The 20131-nt window shown below is 74.0% G+C and carries 17 protein-coding genes; 8 read left to right on the forward strand and 9 right to left on the reverse strand.

What is annotated here, in order from left to right; all coding sequences use genetic code 11:
* Positions 1-49: 49 nt before the first annotated feature.
* A complete protein-coding gene (locus ACTMTB_RS17790) occupies positions 50-565 on the reverse strand; it encodes a PadR family transcriptional regulator (protein ID WP_088963825.1) in 516 nt (171 codons plus the stop codon).
* 250 nt (positions 566-815) lie between these two features.
* Positions 816-2444 carry an L-glutamate gamma-semialdehyde dehydrogenase gene (gene pruA, locus ACTMTB_RS17795; RefSeq protein WP_441146989.1) on the reverse strand — a complete coding sequence of 543 codons (1629 nt, stop codon included), beginning with the start codon at positions 2442-2444 and terminating at the stop codon, positions 816-818.
* A gap of 355 nt (positions 2445-2799) precedes the next feature.
* Between pruA and ACTMTB_RS17800 the strand changes: the two genes are divergently transcribed.
* Positions 2800-3813: a hypothetical protein gene (locus ACTMTB_RS17800; RefSeq protein WP_441146991.1), complete on the forward strand. Its 1014-nt coding sequence runs from the start codon at positions 2800-2802 to the stop codon at positions 3811-3813.
* Between the two features lie 82 nt (positions 3814-3895).
* On the opposite strand, the gene ACTMTB_RS17805 is transcribed toward ACTMTB_RS17800, so the two are convergent.
* Entirely contained in the window at positions 3896-4405 is a 510-nt protein-coding gene (locus ACTMTB_RS17805) for a DUF6912 family protein (protein WP_210774833.1), read from the reverse strand.
* Positions 4406-4602: 197 nt separating this feature from the next.
* Between ACTMTB_RS17805 and ACTMTB_RS17810 the strand changes: the two genes are divergently transcribed.
* Both ACTMTB_RS17810 and ACTMTB_RS17815 read left to right on the forward strand, forming a co-directional pair.
* Positions 4603-4830: a helix-turn-helix transcriptional regulator gene (locus ACTMTB_RS17810; RefSeq protein ID WP_377604200.1), complete on the forward strand. Its 228-nt coding sequence runs from the start codon at positions 4603-4605 to the stop codon at positions 4828-4830.
* Positions 4831-4934: 104 nt separating this feature from the next.
* Positions 4935-5519: an Rv3235 family protein gene (locus tag ACTMTB_RS17815; protein ID WP_441147615.1), complete on the forward strand. Its 585-nt coding sequence runs from the start codon at positions 4935-4937 to the stop codon at positions 5517-5519.
* A 120-nt stretch (positions 5520-5639) separates the two neighbouring features.
* Here the strand turns inward: ACTMTB_RS17815 and secA are convergent, their stop codons facing one another.
* Positions 5640-8567, reverse strand: coding sequence for a preprotein translocase subunit SecA (gene secA / locus ACTMTB_RS17820; protein ID WP_441146994.1), 2928 nt, complete (start codon positions 8565-8567; stop codon positions 5640-5642).
* A 169-nt stretch (positions 8568-8736) separates the two neighbouring features.
* On the opposite strand from secA, the gene ACTMTB_RS17825 reads away from it, so the two are divergent.
* Together ACTMTB_RS17825 and ACTMTB_RS17830 are read left to right on the forward strand one after the other, a co-directional pair.
* The gene (locus tag ACTMTB_RS17825) at positions 8737-9894 is read left to right on the forward strand and encodes a GNAT family N-acetyltransferase (protein ID WP_441146996.1); all 1158 of its coding nucleotides are present in this window, start codon (positions 8737-8739) and stop codon (positions 9892-9894) included.
* Positions 9891-11000, forward strand: a complete 1110-nt coding sequence (locus tag ACTMTB_RS17830) for a GNAT family N-acetyltransferase (protein ID WP_441146998.1) — start codon at positions 9891-9893, stop codon at positions 10998-11000. Before ACTMTB_RS17825 ends, ACTMTB_RS17830 begins: the two co-directional genes overlap by 4 nt.
* A gap of 72 nt (positions 11001-11072) precedes the next feature.
* On the opposite strand, the gene hpf is transcribed toward ACTMTB_RS17830, so the two are convergent.
* The 5 genes from hpf to mtrA all read right to left on the reverse strand — a co-directional run bounded on the left by hpf (position 11073) and on the right by mtrA (position 16928).
* Positions 11073-11699 carry a ribosome hibernation-promoting factor, HPF/YfiA family gene (gene hpf, locus ACTMTB_RS17835; protein WP_441147000.1) on the reverse strand — a complete coding sequence of 209 codons (627 nt, stop codon included), beginning with the start codon at positions 11697-11699 and terminating at the stop codon, positions 11073-11075.
* 246 nt (positions 11700-11945) lie between these two features.
* Positions 11946-12653, reverse strand: a complete 708-nt coding sequence (locus tag ACTMTB_RS17840; RefSeq protein WP_441147002.1) for a ComF family protein — start codon at positions 12651-12653, stop codon at positions 11946-11948.
* Positions 12654-12660: 7 nt separating this feature from the next.
* On the reverse strand, positions 12661-14487 hold the full coding sequence (locus tag ACTMTB_RS17845) for an LpqB family beta-propeller domain-containing protein (protein ID WP_441147004.1): 1827 nt from the start codon (positions 14485-14487) through the stop codon (positions 12661-12663).
* On the reverse strand, positions 14484-16148 hold the full coding sequence (gene mtrB, locus ACTMTB_RS17850; protein ID WP_441147616.1) for an MtrAB system histidine kinase MtrB: 1665 nt from the start codon (positions 16146-16148) through the stop codon (positions 14484-14486). The genes ACTMTB_RS17845 and mtrB overlap by 4 nt, the downstream gene beginning before the upstream one ends.
* Before the next feature lie 90 nt (positions 16149-16238).
* Complete coding sequence (gene mtrA / locus ACTMTB_RS17855; protein ID WP_441147006.1) at positions 16239-16928, reverse strand: MtrAB system response regulator MtrA; 690 nt, start codon at positions 16926-16928, stop codon at positions 16239-16241.
* Between the two features lie 225 nt (positions 16929-17153).
* On the opposite strand from mtrA, the gene ACTMTB_RS17860 reads away from it, so the two are divergent.
* From ACTMTB_RS17860 to ACTMTB_RS17870, 3 genes are read left to right on the forward strand one after another with little or no spacing between them, the layout of a single operon-like run.
* On the forward strand, positions 17154-18005 hold the full coding sequence (locus tag ACTMTB_RS17860) for a hypothetical protein (RefSeq protein ID WP_441147008.1): 852 nt from the start codon (positions 17154-17156) through the stop codon (positions 18003-18005).
* Positions 18002-18670 carry a DUF4129 domain-containing protein gene (locus ACTMTB_RS17865; RefSeq protein ID WP_441147010.1) on the forward strand — a complete coding sequence of 223 codons (669 nt, stop codon included), beginning with the start codon at positions 18002-18004 and terminating at the stop codon, positions 18668-18670. Before ACTMTB_RS17860 ends, ACTMTB_RS17865 begins: the two co-directional genes overlap by 4 nt.
* Entirely contained in the window at positions 18667-20094 is a 1428-nt protein-coding gene (locus ACTMTB_RS17870) for a DUF4350 domain-containing protein (protein ID WP_441147012.1), read from the forward strand. The genes ACTMTB_RS17865 and ACTMTB_RS17870 overlap by 4 nt, the downstream gene beginning before the upstream one ends.
* Positions 20095-20131: the final 37 nt, after the last annotated feature.

Genomic DNA, 20131 nt, shown 5'->3' on the forward strand with positions numbered 1-20131 from the left:
TGTGCGTGCGGCGGTCCGCTCACGTCACACCGCCGACCCGGGCAGATGATCAGCCGACCGGGGCGGTCTTGAGCCAGGAAAGCGCCGCCTTGTGGTAGGCGACGGCGAACTCCAGCGCGCTGGCGTCGTAGGTGTCGCCCTCTTTCTTGGCGTTCTTCACCTGCTCGCGCACGTGCGCCAGGGCCTCGGTGTGGTATTCGTTGGCCGAGGCGTAGAGGTTCTTCAGCTGGCTGGCCGAGTGCAGGTCGCCGAAGGCGATCCGCAGGGCGATCGGGTTGCGGATGGTGTCCCGCCCCGGGTTCTCCGCCAACCAGCGGGAAAATGTCCGTTTCCCGCTGGCGGTGATCGCGTACGGCTGGCTCATCCGCGGCCCGGGCTTGCCCAGCCGCACGAAACCCCGCTCGGCCAGCACCGGCAACTCGCGGTAGACCTGACTGCGGGTCATCGACCAGTACGGCGCCAGTCGGCGCTCAGCGGCGGCCATCAGCTGGCCGCCAGTCATCGGGCCCTCGTGCAGCAGCCCCAGCAGGGCTGCCGCGGTGGGGTTGACTCCGGATTCCGCCATGCCCTCTAAGCTGCCACTTTGCCGTCGCAGCGTCCAGGATTTCCGGATTTGCCACCCGGGAGGATTTCCAATGTGCACTGTCGGCGGACGACAGTGCTGCCAGGACTATCGATGCCTACCGGCCGGACGGTGTCCGGGCCCCACCGGACGGCCGGTCGGGCTCCGCCGCGCAGCCAGCGACCCGCCCACGGCCGCGGGCCGGCCCCGGCCGCCGGTGACGCTGTGCGCGCCACCGGCGGCCGTCGCCGGTTCAGCCCATGTGCGGGTACGTGTGGTCGGTCGGCGGCACGAAGGTCTCCTTGATCGTCCGCGGCGACAGCCAGCGGACCAGGTTGAGCCAGGAGCCCGCCTTGTCGTTGGTGCCGCTGGCCCGGGCGCCGCCGAAGGGCTGCTGCCCGACCACCGCGCCGGTCGGCTTGTCGTTGATGTAGAAGTTGCCGGCCGCGTACCGCATCCGCTCGGCGACCGCCTCGACCACCCGGCGGTCGTTGGCGAAGATCGAACCGGTCAGCGCGTACGGCGCGATCGACTCGGCCTGGGCGACCGCGTCGTCGAAGCGGGCGTCGTCGAACACGTGCACGCCGAGGATCGGACCGAAGTACTCGGTGGTGAAGGTCTCGTGCGCGGCGTCGCTGCACTCGAAGAGGGTGGGCCGGACGAAGTAGCCGACCGAGTCGTCGGCGGTGCCGCCGGCGAGGATCCGGCAGGTGTCGTCGTCGGAGATCAGCTCCAGCGCGGCGGTGTGCCGGCTGAACGCCTTCTCGTCGATCACCGCGCCGCCGAAGTTGCTGAAGTCGGTGACGTCGCCGTAGGTCAGCGAGTCCGTGGTGGCGGCCAGCCGGTCGCGCAGCCCGCCCTCCCAGAGCGAACGCGGCACGTACGCCCGCGAGGCGGCCGAGCACTTCTGGCCCTGGTACTCGTAGGCGCCCCGGATCAGCGCGGTGTGCAGGGCGTCGACGTCGGCGCTGGGGTGCGCCACGACGAAGTCCTTGCCGCCGGTCTCGCCGACCAGCCGCGGGTAGCCCCGGTAGCCGGCGATGTTCTCGCCGACGGTCCGCCACAGGTGCTGGAAGACCTTGGTGGAACCGGTGAAGTGGATGCCGGCCAGGTCCGGGTCGGCGAGCACGACGTCGGAGACCTCCTCGCCCCGCCCGGTGACCATGTTGATCACGCCGGGCGGCAGGCCGGCCGCCTCGAACAGCCGCATGGTGAAGTGCGCGGCGAACTGCTGGGTCGGGCCCGGCTTCCAGACCACGGTGTTGCCGAGCAGGGCCGGCGCCGAGGGCAGGTTGCCGGCGATCGCGGTGAAGTTGAACGGGGTGACCGCGTAGACGAAGCCCTCCAGCGGGCGGTGGTCGAAGCGGTTCCACACCCCCGGCGACGACATCGGCTGCTCTTCGAGCAGCCGACGGGCGAAGTGCACGTTGAACCGGAGGAAGTCGATGAACTCGCAGGCCGAGTCGATCTCCGCCTGGACGGCGGTCTTGGACTGGCCGAGCATGGTGGCGGCGTTAAGCGTGTCCCGCCAGGGGCCGGCGAGCAGCTCGGCGGCGCGCAGGAAGATCGCGGCCCGCTCCTCGAACGGCAGCGCGCGCCACATCGGCGCGGCGTCCTTGGCGGCCTTCACCGCGGCGCGGGCGTCGTCGTGGGTGGCGTGGCCGGTGACGCCGAGCACGTGGGCGTGCTTGTGTGGCTGGACCACGTCGATCGACTCACCGCCGGCCATCCGCTGCTCGCCGGCGATCGTCATCGGCAGGTCGATACGCTCGGCGGCGAGTTCGGTCAGCCGCCGCTGCAGCCGCTCCCGGTCGGCGCTGCCCGGCTCGTAGGTGCGTACCGGCTCGTTGCGCGGCTCGGGTACGGAGAACACGGCGTCCATCACAGGCTCCTGTGCGATCTCGACAGCGGTGGCGAAACCGGACCCGCGGGCACCGACCGGACGGCCGGACGCCGGGCGCCGCGCGGGTGAGGCGTCGCGGCGGCGGGACCTCCGAGGATTCTCCCACGCCCGTTCCCCGCCGATCGCGCCCCGCCCGCCCGGAAACCATAGATCGAGAAGTGCGGGAGCGGGCCGGGCGGCGATCCGTACCCGAACGGCCCTTTCCGCCGAAGGAAAGCAGGCCGCCGGTGCGGGCGCGGGCGCGCGGAGCCAGCCGGGCCGGGCGCGTACGCTGGATGGCCGGTGACCTGCCCCGGCCCGCCGCTGCGGTCGGGCGCCCGTCGAAGGGGACACGATGAGCAAGCAGCCCGGCAGCTCGACGGCCGCGGAGTCGGACCGGCCGGACACCACCGACCCGGCCGACCAGGTCGCGCCGGTGGCCGAGGCCCCCCGCCCGGCGCGCGCCCCGGGCGCACCCGTGCTGGCCCTGCTGGCGGTCGGTTGGCTGGCGGCGATGCTCTGGTCGACCCGCGAGGCGATCAGCTCGGCGGCGGCCGGCCTCACCGCGATCAGTCTCTCCGCCTTCGCCCTGCCCGGGGTCATCTCGGCCGCCCTGGTGGCCGGGACCGCCGTCGCCCTGGCGGTGACCGGGCTGCTGGCCCGGCGGGGCGTCGACCGGGCCACCCTGCGCTTCGTGGTGGCGGTCGGCACCGGCCTGCTGGTCGGGCTCGCCGTCGCCCTCGCGATCAACCTGACCTACGCCGACAACGCGACCACCAACACGATCGCCGGCACCAGCGCCGCGGCGGCCATCATCGGCGGGGCACTGGCCGGAGCCCGCGACGCCGCCCCGGTCGGCGCCGTGGTCACCGCCGCCCTGGGCACGCTGGTCTTCGTGGTGGCGTTCAGCCGGGCCCGCGACCCGCTGTTCGACCTCTTCGGCGCCGACGGCTCCCAGGCGTCGCTGGTGAGCGCCGCCAAGTGGGTCTCCCGCACGGAGTCGCTGCTCGCCGGACTGCTCGCCGGACTGCTCGCCTTCGGCTACCTGACCTGGGCCCGCCGCCGGGCGCTGCGCCGCGACCCGGCGACGCCGGCGCTGCGCTGGCCGGCGTACCTGGTCGCCGGGGCCGGCCCGGGCCTGCTCCTGCTGCTCGCCGAGGTGATCATCCGGATCGGCGGCCGGACCCTGCTCGACCTGGCCAGCGCGCTGAGCGAGGCGGACGCGGTCGCCCAGACCAGCCTCGGCACCTCCCGGGTCGACAACGGCATCTGGGTGCTGTTCGTGGGCGCGCTGACCGCGCTCGTCGCCTTCGGCCGCACCCTCGGGCCGGCGCCCCACGACGACGAGCCGGAGCCGGTCGAGGACTGAGGCGGCTCCGCCCCGGGGCGTCCCGCTCCGCCGGGGGCGTGGCCGCTTCCACGGCGGGCCGGGCGCCCGCCGGCGGGCCGGATCAGGAGGCGGCGCGGAGCAGCAGGTCCAGCTCGGAGGGGTCGTACCACTCCAGCTCGTGGTCCTCGGCGCTGTCGACGGTGAACTGGGCGTCCGGGTCGCCCGCCAGGGCCTCGGCGACCACCTCGACGGCGGCGGCCACGTCGTCCACCGCGTCCGCCCCGTCCACGTGCAGCGCGGCCACCGACCGCACCGGCACCGGCTGGTCGAGCCGCACCGTGCTGGAGCCGAGGTCACCGTCGCCCCGGCCGACCGCCGACGGGGGCAGGTCCACCGAGACCACCACCCGGCGCCGGGGCGCGGCCGGGTCCTCCCGCAGCAGTTGGAGGGCGTCCTGGGCGGCGCGGGTGAACGCGACGTACTCCAGCTCCTCCTCGTCGCCCTCGGCGTACCACTCGCGCAGGGCGGGGGTGACGGCGTGCGCCTGGTCGGCCGACAGCCCCTGCTCCCGCAGCCGGGCCAGCATCGGCACGGTCGCCGGGACGTACACCCGGACCAGCTCGTCGCTCACCGTCGTATCCCCCGATCGTTCGCGGACCGGCGGGTCTGCCGGTCCGGGCGCCGATCATGCCGTACGCCGAGACCGTCATACACCCCGCACCGGCCCGGTGGAAGTTGCCGCACCGCAGCGCCGGCCGGGTGGGTGCTGGGCGGGTCCGGCCGGCGGTGGCAAACTGAAGCAAACGACGCCAACACCGGGGGTTATCCGTGGAGCCGAGGTTTCTCCTGCTCTCCGACGTGGCCACCGAGTTGAACGTGTCGGACTCGCAGGTCTACCACATGGTGCGCAGCGGAGAGCTGCCCGCGATCAAGATCGGTGGGCGCGGCCAGTGGCGCGTCGAGCGCGCCCAGCTGGAGGAGTACATCCAGCGCAAGTACGCCGAAACTGCCGAGTGGGTACGCGGCAACCCGCTCACCGACCGCGACACCGAGTAGCCGTCCCGACGCCGAACGCCATTGACGGCGAATACTGTTGTACCCGAGTATCGAAGCGTACCGGAGGCAAACGAACGCAAACGCAAGGATCAGAGGTGAGCACCATGGTCGACTCCCGCCGTCCCGGCCCCTCCCGGCCCCCGGTCCGGCTACGCCCGGCCCCGGTCAGCGACCCGCCCTACGTCGACGAGTCGCCGGATCTCTGGCCCCGCCCCAGCGGCCAGCTCGCCCTCGACCTCTTCGGTGCCGCGCACCAGCCCGCCGGCCGCCCGCCCGGCCGGCGGCACGACTCCCGCCCGGGGCCGCCCCGGCCCCGCTCCGGCCCGCCGCCCGGCGCACTCGCCACGGCCACGCCCGAGGCCGGCCGCGCCGCCCAGCGGTTCGTCGCCACCTTCCTGGAGATCCTCAACGGCTACCGCCCGCCCGGGCAGCTCCGGTCCCTGGTGGAGCCCGGACGGGCCGCCGAGGTCACCGAGCAGCTGGCCCGGGCGTCGGCCCACACCGGCCCGCACCGCCGTCGGTCGAGCCGGCCGGTGGTGCACCTGCGCCGGCTCCGGGTGTGCGAGCCACGGTCGGCGGCCGTCGAGGCCGCCGCGGTGCTCGCCGGCGCCGGCCGCACCTGGGCGCTGGCGGTCCGCCTCGAACACCGCCGGGGCGGCTGGCTCTGCACCGCCCTCCAGGTGCTCTGACCACCTCGCCCGTTGTCACCGAGGATCCGACGGACGCGCGGCAGGACGGCGAGAGCCGCAGCCCCGAAGGACTGCGGCTCTCGCCGTACCGACTCGGCGGGGCGGGGCCCCGCGTCAGGATCAGGCGCCGCCGTTGGGCGCGCCGTGGCAGCGCTTGTACTTGCGGCCGGAGCCGCACGGGCAGGGCGCGTTGCGGGACGGGCCGTTGCCGCCCTCGGCACGCTCCGCCGGCACCGACCCGCGCCGGGCGGTGCTGGCCGCGACGGCCTGACCGCTCGCCCCGGTGGCCGCCGGACGACGCGGCGCGCCGGACGCCCCCGGCGCCGCCGGACGGGCCGGCGTCTCCGAACGCCCGACACCCAGGGCGGGCGCCTGCTGCTCGGGCCGCTCCACGGCCACCGCACCCTGGCCGGCCTCACCGTCGATGGTGGGCGCGGAGTACTGCAGGCCCTGCTGCTGCGGCGCGCGGTTGAGACCCTTGGCCCGGATCTCGACCGGCTTCTCCAGCAGCTGGACCTCCTCGGCCTCCGGCTCCTGCTCCTGGACCTGCACCTCCAGGTTGTAGAGGAAGCCGACCGTCTCCTCCTTGATGCCGTCCATCATGGTGGCGAACATGTCGAAGCCCTCGCGCTGGTACTCGATGACCGGGTCGCGCTGGGCGTACGCCCGGAGGCTGATGCCCTCCTGGAGGTAGTCCATCTCGTAGAGGTGCTCGCGCCACTTGCGGTCGATGACCTGGAGCAGCACCATCCGCTCCAGCTGGCGTACCGCCTCCTCGCCGAGCTGCTCCTCACGCCGGTCGTACGCGGCGTGCGCGTCCTCCTTGAGGCGGGCCAGCAGGAAGTCGGCGTCGATGCTGGCCCGACTGCCGCCGGCCTCCTCCTCCATCTCCTCGATGGTGATGCCGACCGGGTAGAGCTGCTTGAGGCTGGACCAGAGCTGCTCCAGGTCCCAGTCCTCGGCGTAGCCCTCGCTGGTGGCGCCGGTGACGTACGCGGTGACCGTGTCGTCGATCATGTTGCGGACCTGGTCGGAGAGGTCCTCACCGTTGAGCACGCGCAGCCGCTCGGCGTAGATCACCTGGCGCTGCTTGTTGAGCACCTCGTCGTACTTGAGGACGTTCTTGCGGATCTCGGCGTTCTGGCCCTCGATCTGCGCCTGGGCGCTCTTGATCTGGCGGGTGACCATCTTCGACTCGATCGGCACGTCCTCGGGGATGTTGAAGCGCTCCATCACCGCCTCGACCGCACCCGCGCGGAAGCGCTTCATCAGCTCGTCCTGCAGCGACAGGTAGAAGCGGGACTCGCCCGGGTCGCCCTGCCGGCCGGCCCGACCGCGCAGCTGGTTGTCGATCCGGCGGGACTCGTGCCGCTCGGTGCCCAGCACGTAGAGGCCACCGGCGTCGGCGACCTCCTCGGCCTCCGTTTCGCAGGCCTGCTTCCAGGTGGGGAGGACCTCCTCCATCGCCTTGGCGTACTCCTCGTCGTTCTCCAGCGGGTCGAGGCCGCGCTGGCGCAGCTCGCTGGCGGCGAGGAACTCGGGGTTGCCGCCGAGCAGGATGTCCGTGCCACGGCCGGCCATGTTGGTGGCGACGGTGACCGCGCCCTTCCGGCCGGCCTGGGCGACGATCTCCGCCTCGCGGGCGTGGAACTTGGCGTTCAGCACCGAGTGCGGGATGCCGCGGCGGCGCAGCAGCTGGGACAGGATCTCCGAGTTCTCCACCGAGACGGTGCCGACCAGCACCGGCTGGCCCTTCTCGTGCCGCTCGGCGATGTCCTCGATGACCGCGTTGAACTTGGCCCGCTCGGTCTTGTAGATGACGTCGGCGCGGTCGATCCGGACCATCGGCCGGTGCGTCGGGATGGTCACGACGCCGACCTTGTAGACCTTGTTGAACTCGCCCGCCTCGGTCTGGGCGGTACCGGTCATGCCGGAGAGCTTCTCGTAGAGGCGGAAGTAGTTCTGGAGGGTGATGGTGGCCAGGGTCTGGTTCTCCTGCTTGATCTCCACCCCCTCCTTGGCCTCGATCGCCTGGTGCATGCCCTCGTTGTAGCGACGGCCGTGCAGGATGCGGCCGGTGAACTCGTCGACGATCAGGACCTCGCCGTCGCTGACGATGTAGTCCTTGTCGCGCTTGTAGAGCTCCTTGGCCTTGATCGCGTTGTTGAGGTAGCCGACCAGCGGGGTGTTCACCGACTCGTAAAGGTTGTCGATGCCGAGCCGGTCCTCGACCTTGGCCACACCGCGCTCGGTGACCGCGATGGTGCGCTTGGCGTAGTCGACCTCGTAGTCGCCCTCGCCGTCGGTGCCGGGCTGCAGCCGGGCCACCACGCCCGCGAACTCGGAGTACCAGCGGGCGGAGTGCTCGGCCGGGCCGGAGATGATCAGCGGCGTCCGGGCCTCGTCGATGAGGATCGAGTCGACCTCGTCGACCACGGCGAAGTTGTGGCCGCGCTGGACCAGCTCGTCGCGCGACCAGGCCATGTTGTCGCGCAGGTAGTCGAAGCCGAACTCGTTGTTCGTGCCGTAGGTGATGTCGCACTCGTACGCGGCGCGGTGCTCGGCGGCCGGCCGGTTGGGCAGGACCACGCCGACGGTCAGGCCGAGGAACTCGTGCACCCGGCCCATCCAGGCGGCGTCGCGCTGGGCCAGGTAGTCGTTGACCGTGACCACGTGCACGCCCTTGCCGGACAGGGCGTTGAGGTAGACCGCCATGACCGAGGTCAGGGTCTTGCCCTCACCGGTCTTCATCTCGGCGATGTTGCCGAAGTGCAGCGCCGCGCCGCCCATCACCTGGACGTCGTACGGGCGCTGGCCGAGCACCCGGGCAGCCGCCTCGCGAACCGTGGCGAACGCCTCCGGCAGCAGGTCGTCGAGGGTCTCACCGTCGGCGAGCCGCTCCCTGTACTGCTCCGTCAGGCCGCGCAGCTCGTCGTCGCTGAGGTTGACGTAGTCGTCCTCGATCGAGTTGACGGCGGCGGCGATGGCCTTGAGCCGACGCACCATACGGCCCTCGCCGGCGCGGAGGACCTTTTCCAGAATCGACACGGATCAACGCTCCCCTAGACAGTCTCGAACCATCGTAGGCGCTCCATCGGCGCGATGGTCACTGGTGGCGGCGGTCCGGCCCGGCGAACCCGACATATCGCGCAGGCAGTGCCGCCACCGGCGGTTATCCGGTTACGCCCACCGCGAACGATCCGGCACGATGGCTCGGATGGAGCCTGTGGAGATCATCGAGGACGGCCTGCTGCTGCGCCCCTGGCAGGCCGCCGACGCGGACGCCGTGCATCGCGCCTGCCAGGACCCGGACATCCAGCGCTGGACCACCGTACCGCGCCCGTACCTGCCGGAACACGCCCACGGGTTCGTCACCGGCATCGCCCCGACGGCCTGGGCCGAGGGCACCGGCGCGCCGTTCGCGGTCTGCGACGCCGGCACCGGCGAGCTGCTCGGCTCCTGCGGCCTCGTCTCGATCGACCGGGCCCTGGACTCGGCCGAGATCGGCTACTGGACCGCGCCCTGGGCGCGCGGGCGGGGCGTCACCGTGCGGGCCACCCGGGCGGTCGCCCGCTGGGCGTTCGACGCGCTGAAGCTGCGCCGGCTGGTCTGGCAGGCCGAGGTCGGCAACCACTACTCCCGGCTGGTCGCGCTGCGCGCCGGCTTCCAGGTCTCCGGCGAGCTGCGGCTGGCCCACCCGGCCGAGGGCGGTCGGACGGCGGGCTGGATCGGCTCGCTGCTGCCCGGCGAGGTGCCCGCGCCGGGCGAACCCGGCCCGGCCGGCCCGGACACCCTCGACGCCCGCCGGGCCGCCGTCTTCGGTCGGCCGCAGCCCGTCCTCTTCGCCACGACCGGCGACACCGAGCTGCGGCTGCGCCCGATGGAGGAACGCGACTTGGATGCGATCGCGACAACCTGCCAGGATCCCGACACGATCCGGTGGACCACCGTGCCGCATCCCTACCAGCGGAACGACGCCGAGGAGTTCCTCGACCACTGCCGGACCAACTGGGCGCGCGGTGCCAGCGCCTGCTTCGTGATCGCCGACGCCGACGACGCCTACGCCGGCACCATCGACCTGCGTCTGAGCCCCGCCGACCCGCTCCTGGCCGACGTGGGCTTCATGACCGCCCCGCACGCCCGGGGCCGCGGCTGGATGCCGGCCGCGCTCGCCGCGCTGACCGCCTGGGGCTTCACCACGCTGGGCCTGGCCCGGATCGAGTGGAAGGCACACGTCGGCAACACCGCCTCCCGGCGGGTCGCCGAGAAGGCCGGGTTCACCGTCGAGGGCACCGCCCGGGGCGGGTTGCAGCACCGGGGCGAACGGGGCGACGCCTGGGTGGCCGCGCTGCTCGCCGAGGACCTGACCTCGTGACCCCCGAGATCGTCGAGTCCCACGGCATCCGGCTGCGCCCGTTCCGGCTCGACGACGTCGCGGACACCGCCACCGCCTGCGCCGACCCGCTCACCCGACGGTTCATCTCCGGCATGCCCGACCCGTACACCGAGCAGAGCGCCCGGTGGTGGATCACCGAGGGCGCGCCGGCCGCCTGGGCCACCGGCGGCGCCGCGTACGCGATCGCCGACCCCGCCTCCGACCGGCTGCTCGGCGGGGTCGGGCTGAGTCAGCCGGTCCCGGCGCGGGGCCAGGCGGAGATCGGCTACTGGGTGGCGCCGTGGGCCCGCGGCCGGGGCGTGGCCACCGCCGCCACCCGCGCGCTGGCCGGGCACGCCTTCGCCGCCGGCATCGCCCGGCTGGAGCTGCTCACCCACGAGGAGAACGCGGCGAGCATGCGGGTGGCGCTCGCCGCCGGCTTCCGGTACGAGGGGGTCCGCCGGGCCGCGAACCCGACGCGCGGCGGCGGGCGACACGACCTGTGGGCCTGGGTACGCCTCGCCGACGACCCGGACGGCCCGACGCCCCGCGCGCTGCCGGACCTGCCCGACGGCCGGCTCACCGACGGCGTGCTGACGCTGCGCCGGCTGACCCCCGCGGACACCGACGCGCTGTACCGACTGCACACGCTGCCCGAGGTGGTGGCGAACCGGGTACGGCAGGTCCCGCCGACCCGGGCGGCGATGGCGCGGCGCTGCGCCGTCGCGGAGAGCGAATGGCTGGTCGGCAGCTCGGCCGACTTCGCGCTCTGCGACGCGCGCACCGGGGAACTGGCCGGCGGCTGCGCGATGAGCTACGACGAGCCGGCCACCGGCCAGGCGATGCTCGGCTACAGCCTGCTGCCCGCGGCGCGCGGCCGGGGGCTGGCCACCCGGGCGGTACGTCTCCTCGCCGACTGGGCCTTCGGGCCGGTCGGCCTCACCCGACTCTGGGCCGGTACCGCGCCGGACAACCTCGATTCCCAGCGGGTGCTGGAGCGGGCCGGGTTCCGGCGGGAGGGGCTGATGCGGGGTCGGCTCCCCGGCCGGGACGGGCTCCGGGCGGACGCGGTGCTCTACGCACTGCTCGCCGACGACCCGCGCTGAACGCGCCGGCCACCGGAGCCGGGATGGGCGAACCACCCGGCCCCGTGACCGGCTGCGAGGGGTGGGCAGGGGTCAGATGTCGAGCGAGATGATGCCGTAGTCGTACGCGTGCCGCCGGTAGACGACGCTCGGCCGGCCGGTTTCCTTGTCGTGGAACAGGTAGAAGTCGTGCCCCACCAGTTCCATCTGGAACAGGGCGTCGTCCACGGTCATCGGCTCGGCGGGGTGCACCTTGGCCCGGGCGATGTGCCAGGGCTGGTCGTCGTACTCGTCGGCGGGCTCCTCCTCGACCCGTTCGGCCACCGCGGTGGCCGTAGCGCCGGACGGCGCGGCCAGCTCGGCCACCGGTAGATCGGCGGTGGCGGCGGCGACGGAGAGCGGCGCGTGCCGGCCCCGGTGCACGCGGCGGCGGTCGGCCGCCCGGCGCAGTCGGGTGTCCAGCTTGGCGATCGCCGCGTCGAGCGCGCTGTAGAAGTCGCTCGTGCAGGCCTCCGCCCGGATCACCGGCCCCCGGGAGACACAGGTGATCTCCACGCGTTGGCAGGTGTCGGACTGGCGGGGATTGCGTTCGTGGAACAACTCCACGTCGACTCGGATGAGCTTGTGGTCGTAGCGTTCGATTTTCGCGAGTTTCTCAGCTACGTGCACCCGGTAATGGTCCGGCACTTCGACGTTTCGGCCCTTGACCACGATGTCCACGTGACCTCCCTTTTTCGGATGGTCGTCTGATCTTCAATCCGGTCGACCGACCCTGGGAGCATCCCTGTGGCGTCGACCGGTCAGGTACGGCTACGCCTCCTTCCACCGCCGGGGGTGGGTTTGAAACCTCCTACCCCCGACAGGAAAACGCTAACTCCTGTTCGGCCGGCAGTCACCCCCAGTTGTCGAGAACGCTCAGGGATTTCACACCTCATACACCATGGGGTGAAACGGGAACACGAAGCGTCACCAATGGCGTCGTTTTTGCGTTGCGGCGAGCACCGCCGCGACGTTTGGCGTTATTCCCAGGCCCCGCAATGTGCGGGCCACCGCGGCCAGGGTCGCCCCGGTGGTGAGGATGTCGTCGAGCACCACCACGCTCCGACCGCCGGCTTCGCGCCCGCCCCGGCCCGCGCGACCCCGGAAAGCCGACGCCGCCGCGGCCGCCCGCCCGGCGCTGTCCAGCGCCACCGAGTCGGGCCGGGGCAGCGCCCGCAGCGGCCGGGCCGTCCGCACGTCCCACCCCGCCCCGCGCAGCCGCCGGGCCGCGTGCCGGGCCAACCGACCCAGGTGGTCGCCGTAGCGGGACCGGGCCGCCGCCGCGGTGTCCGGCACCGGCACCAGCAGCACCGGCCTTGCCGGGCCCACCGCCTCGGCCACCACCTCGGCCAGCAGCGCGCCCAACGGCCCGGCCAGGCCGTGCCGACCCCGTTCCTTGTACGTCAGCAGCGCCTCCCGCAACGGCCCGGCGTACGGGCCGAGGGCGTGGCAGGGCGGCAGGTCGGGCGGGGCGGGGGTGGGGCGTACCGGGGCGGGACGCAACGCCTGGAGCGCGTCGGCGCAGGCCGGGCAGAACCCCCGCCGGCTCGCCGAACCGGTCCGTCGGCAGCCCGCGCACCCGCTCGGCAGCACCAGGTCGGTCAGGTCCGCCCAGAGCCCGCCGACCGCCCGCACGACGCCCTCAGTACAGGAAGAAGGGGGCGGTCGGGCTGCCCGGGCGGACGCCGGCCGGTGGCGGCGCCACCTCCAGCACCTGGTCGCGCCGGATGGTGTCCGGCGAGGGATAGCGGTAGGCGACCCCGTTCGCCTCGTACATGATCAGCGCGCTGGGCAGCGGCACCACCGGGTTCGTCGGGTACGCGGCCAGGTGCGTCACCCGGGCGCCCACGTCGGCCACCAGCGTGGTCTCCAGCGCGCCGTCGGTGCTCACGTAGTAGACCGCCGAACGGTCCGCCGTACCGGCCACGACCAGGGTGTTCTCCGCCGCCCAGTCGACCGCGGACAGGTCGCGCAGCGAGGTGGCCACCGCGCGGGCCGGGCCGACCGAGACCAGGCCGCCGGCCAGGTTCACCGCCGCCAGGTGGAGCCGACCGCCGATCACCAGGGCGAGCCGGTGCCCGTCCAGCGAGCCGGCCACCGCCGTCACCCGGCCGGCGGCGGTCAACGGCACCGGGACCGTCCGGGCCCGGTCGTCGAAGCGGTAGAGCTGGCCGTCCGCGACCATCAGCCCGTACGGCTGGCCGGGGTCGAGCGAGCGCAGCCACACCGGCCGCCCGATCGCGCCGAACGTCTGGGTGCCCCGGTGGACGACCTGCACCGGGTCGGTGCCGGATCCGACAGCCAGCCGCTGCCGGCCGCCCGGGGCGCCGACCACCAGGGCGGCGAAGATCCTGTCGTCGACCCGGCTGATCCCGGCCGAGACGACGTTGCGGTTGACGGCCGGCACGAGCGGCACCACCCCGCTGGCCTCGCCCGGGAAACTCAGCGCGTGGACCGTGCCGTCGTAGACGGTGAACCGCTGCGGGGTGTCGTCGATCGGGTAGAGCGGGTGCGCCAGGCGGTGCTGCTTGAGGTCCGCGATCGCCACCCGGGACTGGTTGCGGGTGGTGAGCTGGAGTTGGCCGTCCAGCTCCGGCAGCGACCAGGCGAGTTGGATGCCGATCCTGCCCAGCTCGCGGTTGTCGTCACCCGGCAGTTCGAGGGTGACCTCCCAGCGGCCGTCCGTCTCGATCGCGTTGTTGATCAGCGCGGTGCGGTCCGGCAGGGGCCGGGCAGCCGGGCGCAGCCACTCCGACGGGCCGGCGAGCAGCCACTTGACCACCTCGCTGACCCGGCGTTCGTCCGGCACCGCCAGCGGCAGGTAACGCTGGTCGGCGACCAGGCGGGTCTGGTCGGAGTTCCAGAAGTAGACCGCGCTGGTCTGGTAGTACTCCCGCAGCGCCCGCTCGCTGAGCAGCAGCACGTGCGGCGGGTCGGTGACGAAGAGGCCGGCCTCCTCGGTGCCCTGCTGCCCCGGCGAGACGGCGCCGCGCAGGGTGAACCGGTACTCCCGCTCGGTCGCCACCGGGGGAGCCAGGACGCCGTTGGACCGCAGCACGCCGATCTGCTGCACCCGCAGGAGCACGGAGAACAGCCCGTTGGCGTTCTCGGTGATCACCGGGTCCTCGGTCAGCCGGACCACGTTGACCGCGACCTCGCTGCCCTGCTTCTCCTGGAGGCGGCTCTTGTTCTCCGGCGCGATGAACTGCTTGACCCGCGCGTACGCCCGGTCCGGCTCGCCCGCCGCGGCGGAGAGGAAGTTGCGGACGAAGGTCTCCCGGTCGGTGCCGGCGGCCGCCCGGGCGGGCGGCTCGCTGCGGCGGAAGCTGGACGCGCCCGCCTCCACCGCCGGCCCGGACCCGTCCACCTGCACCTCGGTGTTCTCCGGGATGCCGCAGCCGGCCACGGCCAGCAGCGCGGCGCAGAGCGCCCCGGCCAGCGTCCGCCCGCGCGGCGCCCTCACGCTCACGAGTGCACCTCCGCCCGGTCGTCGTCGGCGGCCGGGGCCGGCCCGATGGCCAGCGCGCCCTCGCCGGCGGGGCCGATCGCCAGCAGCTCGCCGGGCCGGGGACCGCCGAACGGCAACGCGGCGTCGGCCGGCACCAGCCGCAGCGGCGACGTGGTGAGCCGGTCCCCGGCGCGGGCCGGCAGGGTGAGCCGGAACTGTGCGCCCTGCCCGGGCGCGCCCCACGCCTCCAGCCAGCCACCGTGCAGCCGGGCGTCCTCCAGGCTGATCGACAGGCCCAGGCCCGTCCCGCCGGTCTGTCGGGCGCGGGACGGGTCGGCCCGCCAGAAGCGGTTGAAGACCAGCTTCTCCTCCCCCGGCTTGAGCCCGACGCCGTGGTCGCGCACGGTGATCGCGACGGCGGTCTCGTCCATGCCGAGGGTGATCAGCACCGGCTTCGCCTCGCCGTGCTCGACCGCGTTGCCGACCAGGTTGCGCAGCACCCGCTCGACCCGGCGGGGGTCGACCTCGGCGATGACCGGCGTGGTCGGCACGTCGAGGTGGATCGGTACGCCGACCCGCTCGGCCAGGCCGGCCAGCCGGTCGGCGACCCGGTGCACCACCGGCACCAGGTCGGTCGGTTCGGCGTCGAGCATGGCGAAGCCGGCGTCGAAGCGGCTGATCTCCAGCAGGTCGGTGAGCAGCTCCTCGAACCGGTCCAGCTCGGCCTGGAGCAGCTCGGCGCTGCGGGCGACGGCCGGGTCGAACTCGTCGCGCTCGGCGAAGATCAGGTCGGCGGCCATCCGGACGGTGGTGAGCGGGGTACGCAGCTCGTGCGACACGTCCGAGGTGAACCGGCGCTGCAACCGGGACATCTCCTCCAGCCGGAGGATCTGCCGTTGCAGGTTGGTCGCCATCTGGTTGAACGAGGCGGCCAGCAGGGCCAGGTCGTCCTCGCCGTTGACCACCATCCGTTGGTCGAGCAGGCCGGCGGAGAGTCGCTGGGCGGTGCGGGCGGCCACCCGGACCGGGGTCACCACCAGGCGGGTGACCAGGGCGGCGAGCAGCCCGAGCAGCAGCACCAGGGCCACCCCGGTGGCGAGCACGGTGGCCCGGGCGTCGGCGGCGGTGGCGTCCTGCCGGGTCAGCGGCACCAGGTAGTAGAGCTCCAACTGGCCGAAGCGGGTCGGCACCGGCGAGCCGTACACCAGGTACTTGGTCCGCGCGCCGCCGAGCCGGCCGGTGCGGACCTGGTGGGCGACCTTGCCGTCCGCGACGGCGGCCCGCAGCTCCCGGCTGATCAGCGGCCGGACGTCGGTCGCCGGGGAGGTCCGGGTCTCGATGATCCCCGCGTAGCTGTCGGCGGTGATCGCCACGACCACCCCGCTGGTCTGCTGCGGGTCGCCGCCGGCCAGGTAGTTGACCGTGCCCTCGATGGTGTCCTGGAGCTGGGCCTCCTGCGGCTGGCTGTAGAGGTTGAACTGCTTCGCCGAGTAGTCGCTGCCGCTGCGCAGCCGCAGCAGCACGTCGGTCTGGGCGTTCTCCACCAGGATGTTGGTGATCTTGTCGGCGATCAGGTAGGCGAAGCCGCCGACCAGCAGGCTGGAGGCCACCAGCGTGATGGTGACCACCCGCACCTGCAACGACCGGCGCCAGGTCTGGTGCAGGCCGAGGCCCTGAGCCACCAGGGCACGGCAGAGCACCCGCGCGGCGGGTCGCCAGCCGGCGGGGGTGCGGGAGTGGGGGGTCGGGGAGCTGGTCACGGTGCGACCAGGCTATCCGGTACCCGCCTTGTAGCCCACGCCCCGAACGGTGAGGATGATTTCCGGGCGCTCCGGATCCGGCTCGATCTTGGCGCGCAGCCGCTGCACGTGCACGTTCACCAGCCGGGTGTCGGCCGCGTGCCGGTAGCCCCAGACCTGCTCCAGCAACACCTCGCGGGTGAAGACCTGGCGCGGCTTGCGGGCGAGCGCGACCAGCAGGTCGAACTCCAGCGGCGTCAGCTTCACCTCCTCGCCGTCCCGGCTGACCGTGTGCGCCGGCACGTCGATGGTGATCTGGTTGCTGGGCGGCCCGATCGTCAACATCTCCGGGGCGACGTCCTCGCCGCGCCGCAGCCGGGCCCGCATCCGGGCGACCAGCTCCTTGGGCTTGAACGGCTTGACCACGTAGTCGTCGGCGCCGGACTCCAGGCCGAGGACCACGTCGACGGTGTCGCTCTTGGCGGTCAACATCACGATCGGCACGCCGGATTCGGTCCGGATCGCCCGGGCCACGTCGATACCGCTCATACCGGGCAACATCAGGTCGAGCAGCACGATGTCGGGTCGATTGTCCCGGAACGCGGCCAACGCCCGTTCCCCGTCGGCGACGAACGAGGGCAGGAAGCCCTCGCTGCGCAGGACGATGCCGAGCATCTCGGCGAGCGCGGGGTCGTCGTCGACCACCAGTACCCGGGCTCTCATGGGATTTATGTTTCCATCCCCGTTCAGTTCGGTGGGATCGGCGTCACCCGGCACGGTACTGCCGTGGGTGCTGTCACCGCACGTCCCACGCGGAAGACCGCCGCCGAAGGTCATCCGCGAGGGCCACGCGGCGTGCGGGTCCACCCGATCGGACGGGCCGTGTCACCATGATCCCCCGGGTGCCCCGCCGCCCGCCACCGAGACCCGTCAGGAGCAGGAGTACGCGTGCCCGACGTCGGCCCGACCGCCGTGCTCCCGAGGCGCCCGCTCACCGTCGGCGAGCTGCTCGACTCGGCCGTGCTGCTGCTGCGTACCCAGGGCCGGCTGTTGCTCCCGCTGGGCGCCCTGTTCGCCGTCGGCGAGCAGCTCCTGCTCCACCCCCTGCGGCTGGCCGCCGGCGTCGAGCCGCCGAGCTGGCTGCTGGGCGTCGACGGGCTCGCCCCGCTGTGGTTCCTGCTGGCGGTGGGCGCGGCGAGCGAGGCGGTGATCGTCACGCTGCTCGGCAACCCGGCCGCCCGGGCCGCCGGCGCCGCGCTGCTCGGCCGCCGCGCCGGCGTACGCGAACTGCTCCGCCCCCGGGGTGCCCGCTACGGCGCCACCCTGCTCCTCGCGCTCCTGGTCGGCCTGGTGATGATGCTCGCCGGCCTGATGGGCCCCCTCTGGTTCGTCGCGTACGCCCTGTTCGGCTCCGTCGCGGCCGCCCTGGCGGTGGACCGGGTACCGGTGGAGCGGGCGGTCGGCCGCGCGGCACGGCTCGCCGTGCGCGGCGGCGGGCAGGCGGGCGCCGTCCGACTGCTCGGCTACCTCGGCTGGTGGATCCTCCGGATCGGCCTCGGCCTGGGCGTCCTCACCGGGCTCGACTCCCTCGACCTGATCGATCTCGGGGACCCGGCCCTGGCCCAGGTCGCCGCCATCACGGTCTGGGCCGGCGTGAACACCGTCGCCTACCCGGCGCTGGCCTGCCTGGACGCGGTGATCCACCTGGACAACCGGATGCGCACCGAGGGCCTCGACATCCGGCTCGCCCGCTCCCCGACCGGCCTCGCCGAGCCCGTCCTGTTGGCGGCTGATCGATGAGCTTCAGCCGCTGGTGGACCGAGGCCACGGCCGCGCTCGGCGACCTGCTGCCGCTGCCGCTGGCGGCGCTGCTGCTCCTGCTGGCCGCCGGGTTGGCCGCGCTGGCCTGGTACCACTGGCCGGCGTGGGTGCCGCGCCGACTGCCCCGGCTCCGGCTCCGCCGACGCCGCCTCCGGCTGCCCCGATTCCGCTTCCGGCTGCCCCGGCTCCGGCTGCCCCGGCTCCGGCTGCCCCGACTCCGCTTCCGGCTGCCCCGCTGGCGGCGGCGCCGCCGGACCCGGCCCGCCGCCGAGACCCCGGAGCTGCCCCGGCCCCGGGCGGGCGACGCGGCACCGACCCCCGGGCCGGCGCTCTCCCTGGCCGACCGGCTGGCCGCCGAGGGCCGCTTCGCCGAGGCGGTACGGGAACGGCTGCGCGGCATGGTCCGCCGGCTGGTCGCCACCGGGGCGGTCGAGCAGCGCCCCGGCATGACCGTCACCGAGCTGACCGAGGCGGCGGCCCGCAACCGGCCCCCGGTCGACCCGACGCTCCGCGCTGCGAGCACGATCTTCTCCGAGCTCTGGTACGCCCGGCGTACCGCCTCCGCCGAGCACGACCGGCGGATGCGGGAGCTCGCCGACGAACTGGACCGGGTGCTGGCCGGCGGTCCGGAGGAGCCGCGATGACCGCCACCGCCGCACCGCCGGCCGCCCCCTCGACCGCCCCGCCCCCGCCCCGGCGGCGACGCCGCTGGCACCGGCTGGTGATCCCGTTCGCGCTGGCCGCCGCGCTGCTCACGATCACCGTGGTCACCCACGCGGTCGACCAGCCGGACAACACCGAGCGGGGCTACCTCTCCCCGGTGGCGACCGACGACGACGGCGGCAGCCGGCTGGCCGAGGCGCTGCGCGGGCAGGGCGTCACCGTGCAGCGGGAGACGGACACCCTGCGGGCCCTGCTGGCGCTCGACACCGGGCCGGCGACGCTCTTCGTACCGGCGCCGGAGCTGCTGCACCCGGACACCGTCGGCGCGCTGGGCGACCTGCCGGCCGGCCGCCGGCTGGTCCTGGTCGACCCGTCCCTGCGGGTGCTGGAGTCGGTGGACCTGCCGGTGGTACGGGCCGACCGGCGCTGGGCCACCCGGGCCGTCGCCCCGGACGCCGACGGGGTGCCCTGCCCGCTGCCCGAGGCCGCCCGGGCCGGCACCGCCGCCGCCCAGCTCCAGCGGTACGCCCCGCCCGCCGGCTTCGCCAACACCCTGCGCACCTGTTACTCCGGCGGACTGGTGCACCTGCCCTGGGCGGCCGACGTGGTGGTGATCGGCGCCGGCGACCCGTTCCGCAACGACCGGATCGGCGAGTGGGGCAACCAGGCGCTGGCCACCGGGCTGCTCGGCGGCCATGGCCGGGTGGTCTGGCTCGACCTGGACGGACCCGCCCCGCCCCCGCACTTCGGCACCGGCAGCAGCGGCGAACCCGCCTGGTCGCCCACCCCCGGCGGCTCGACCACCTACGGCAGCGGTGACGGCAACGGCGAGCGGCCCGGCGACGGCTACCCGGGCGACTCCGGCGACTCCGGCGACCCGTCGGAGGGCGACGACCCGTCCGCCGGCGACGAGCAGGACCAGGGGCAGGGCCAACCGCCGGACCGGCAGAACCCGCTCTGGGCGGCGTTCCCCGCCTGGTTCTGGGCGCTGCTGGTGCAGCTCGCGCTGGCCGCGCTGCTGGTGGTGCTCTGGCGGGCCCGCCGGCTCGGCCCGCCGGTCGCCGAGCCGCTGCCGGTGCGGGTGCGCTCCGCCGAGACGGTCCTCGGCCGGGCGCGGCTCTACCAGCGCGCCCGCGCCCGTGGCCCGGCCGCCGACACGCTGCGCGCCGCCGCGCTCGACCGGCTCGCCGCCCGGCTCAACCTGCCCGCCACCACCCCGCCCGCGGAGGTGGCCGCGCTGGTCGCCGCGCGGACCGGCGGCACCACCGACGAGGCGCACGAGCTGCTGTACGGCGGGGAGCCGTCCTCCGACGCCGAACTGCTGGCACTGGCCCGGTCGCTGGACCGGGTGACCCGTACGGTCGCGGCACCCCCCGACCACCCGACCGAAGGAGACCTCCGGTGACCCACCCCGTCGCATCCGCCGCGACCGCGACCGCCGG

The sequence above is a fragment of the Micromonospora sp. L32 genome (assembly GCF_052068055.1).
GTDB lineage: Bacteria > Actinomycetota > Actinomycetes > Mycobacteriales > Micromonosporaceae > Micromonospora > Micromonospora purpureochromogenes.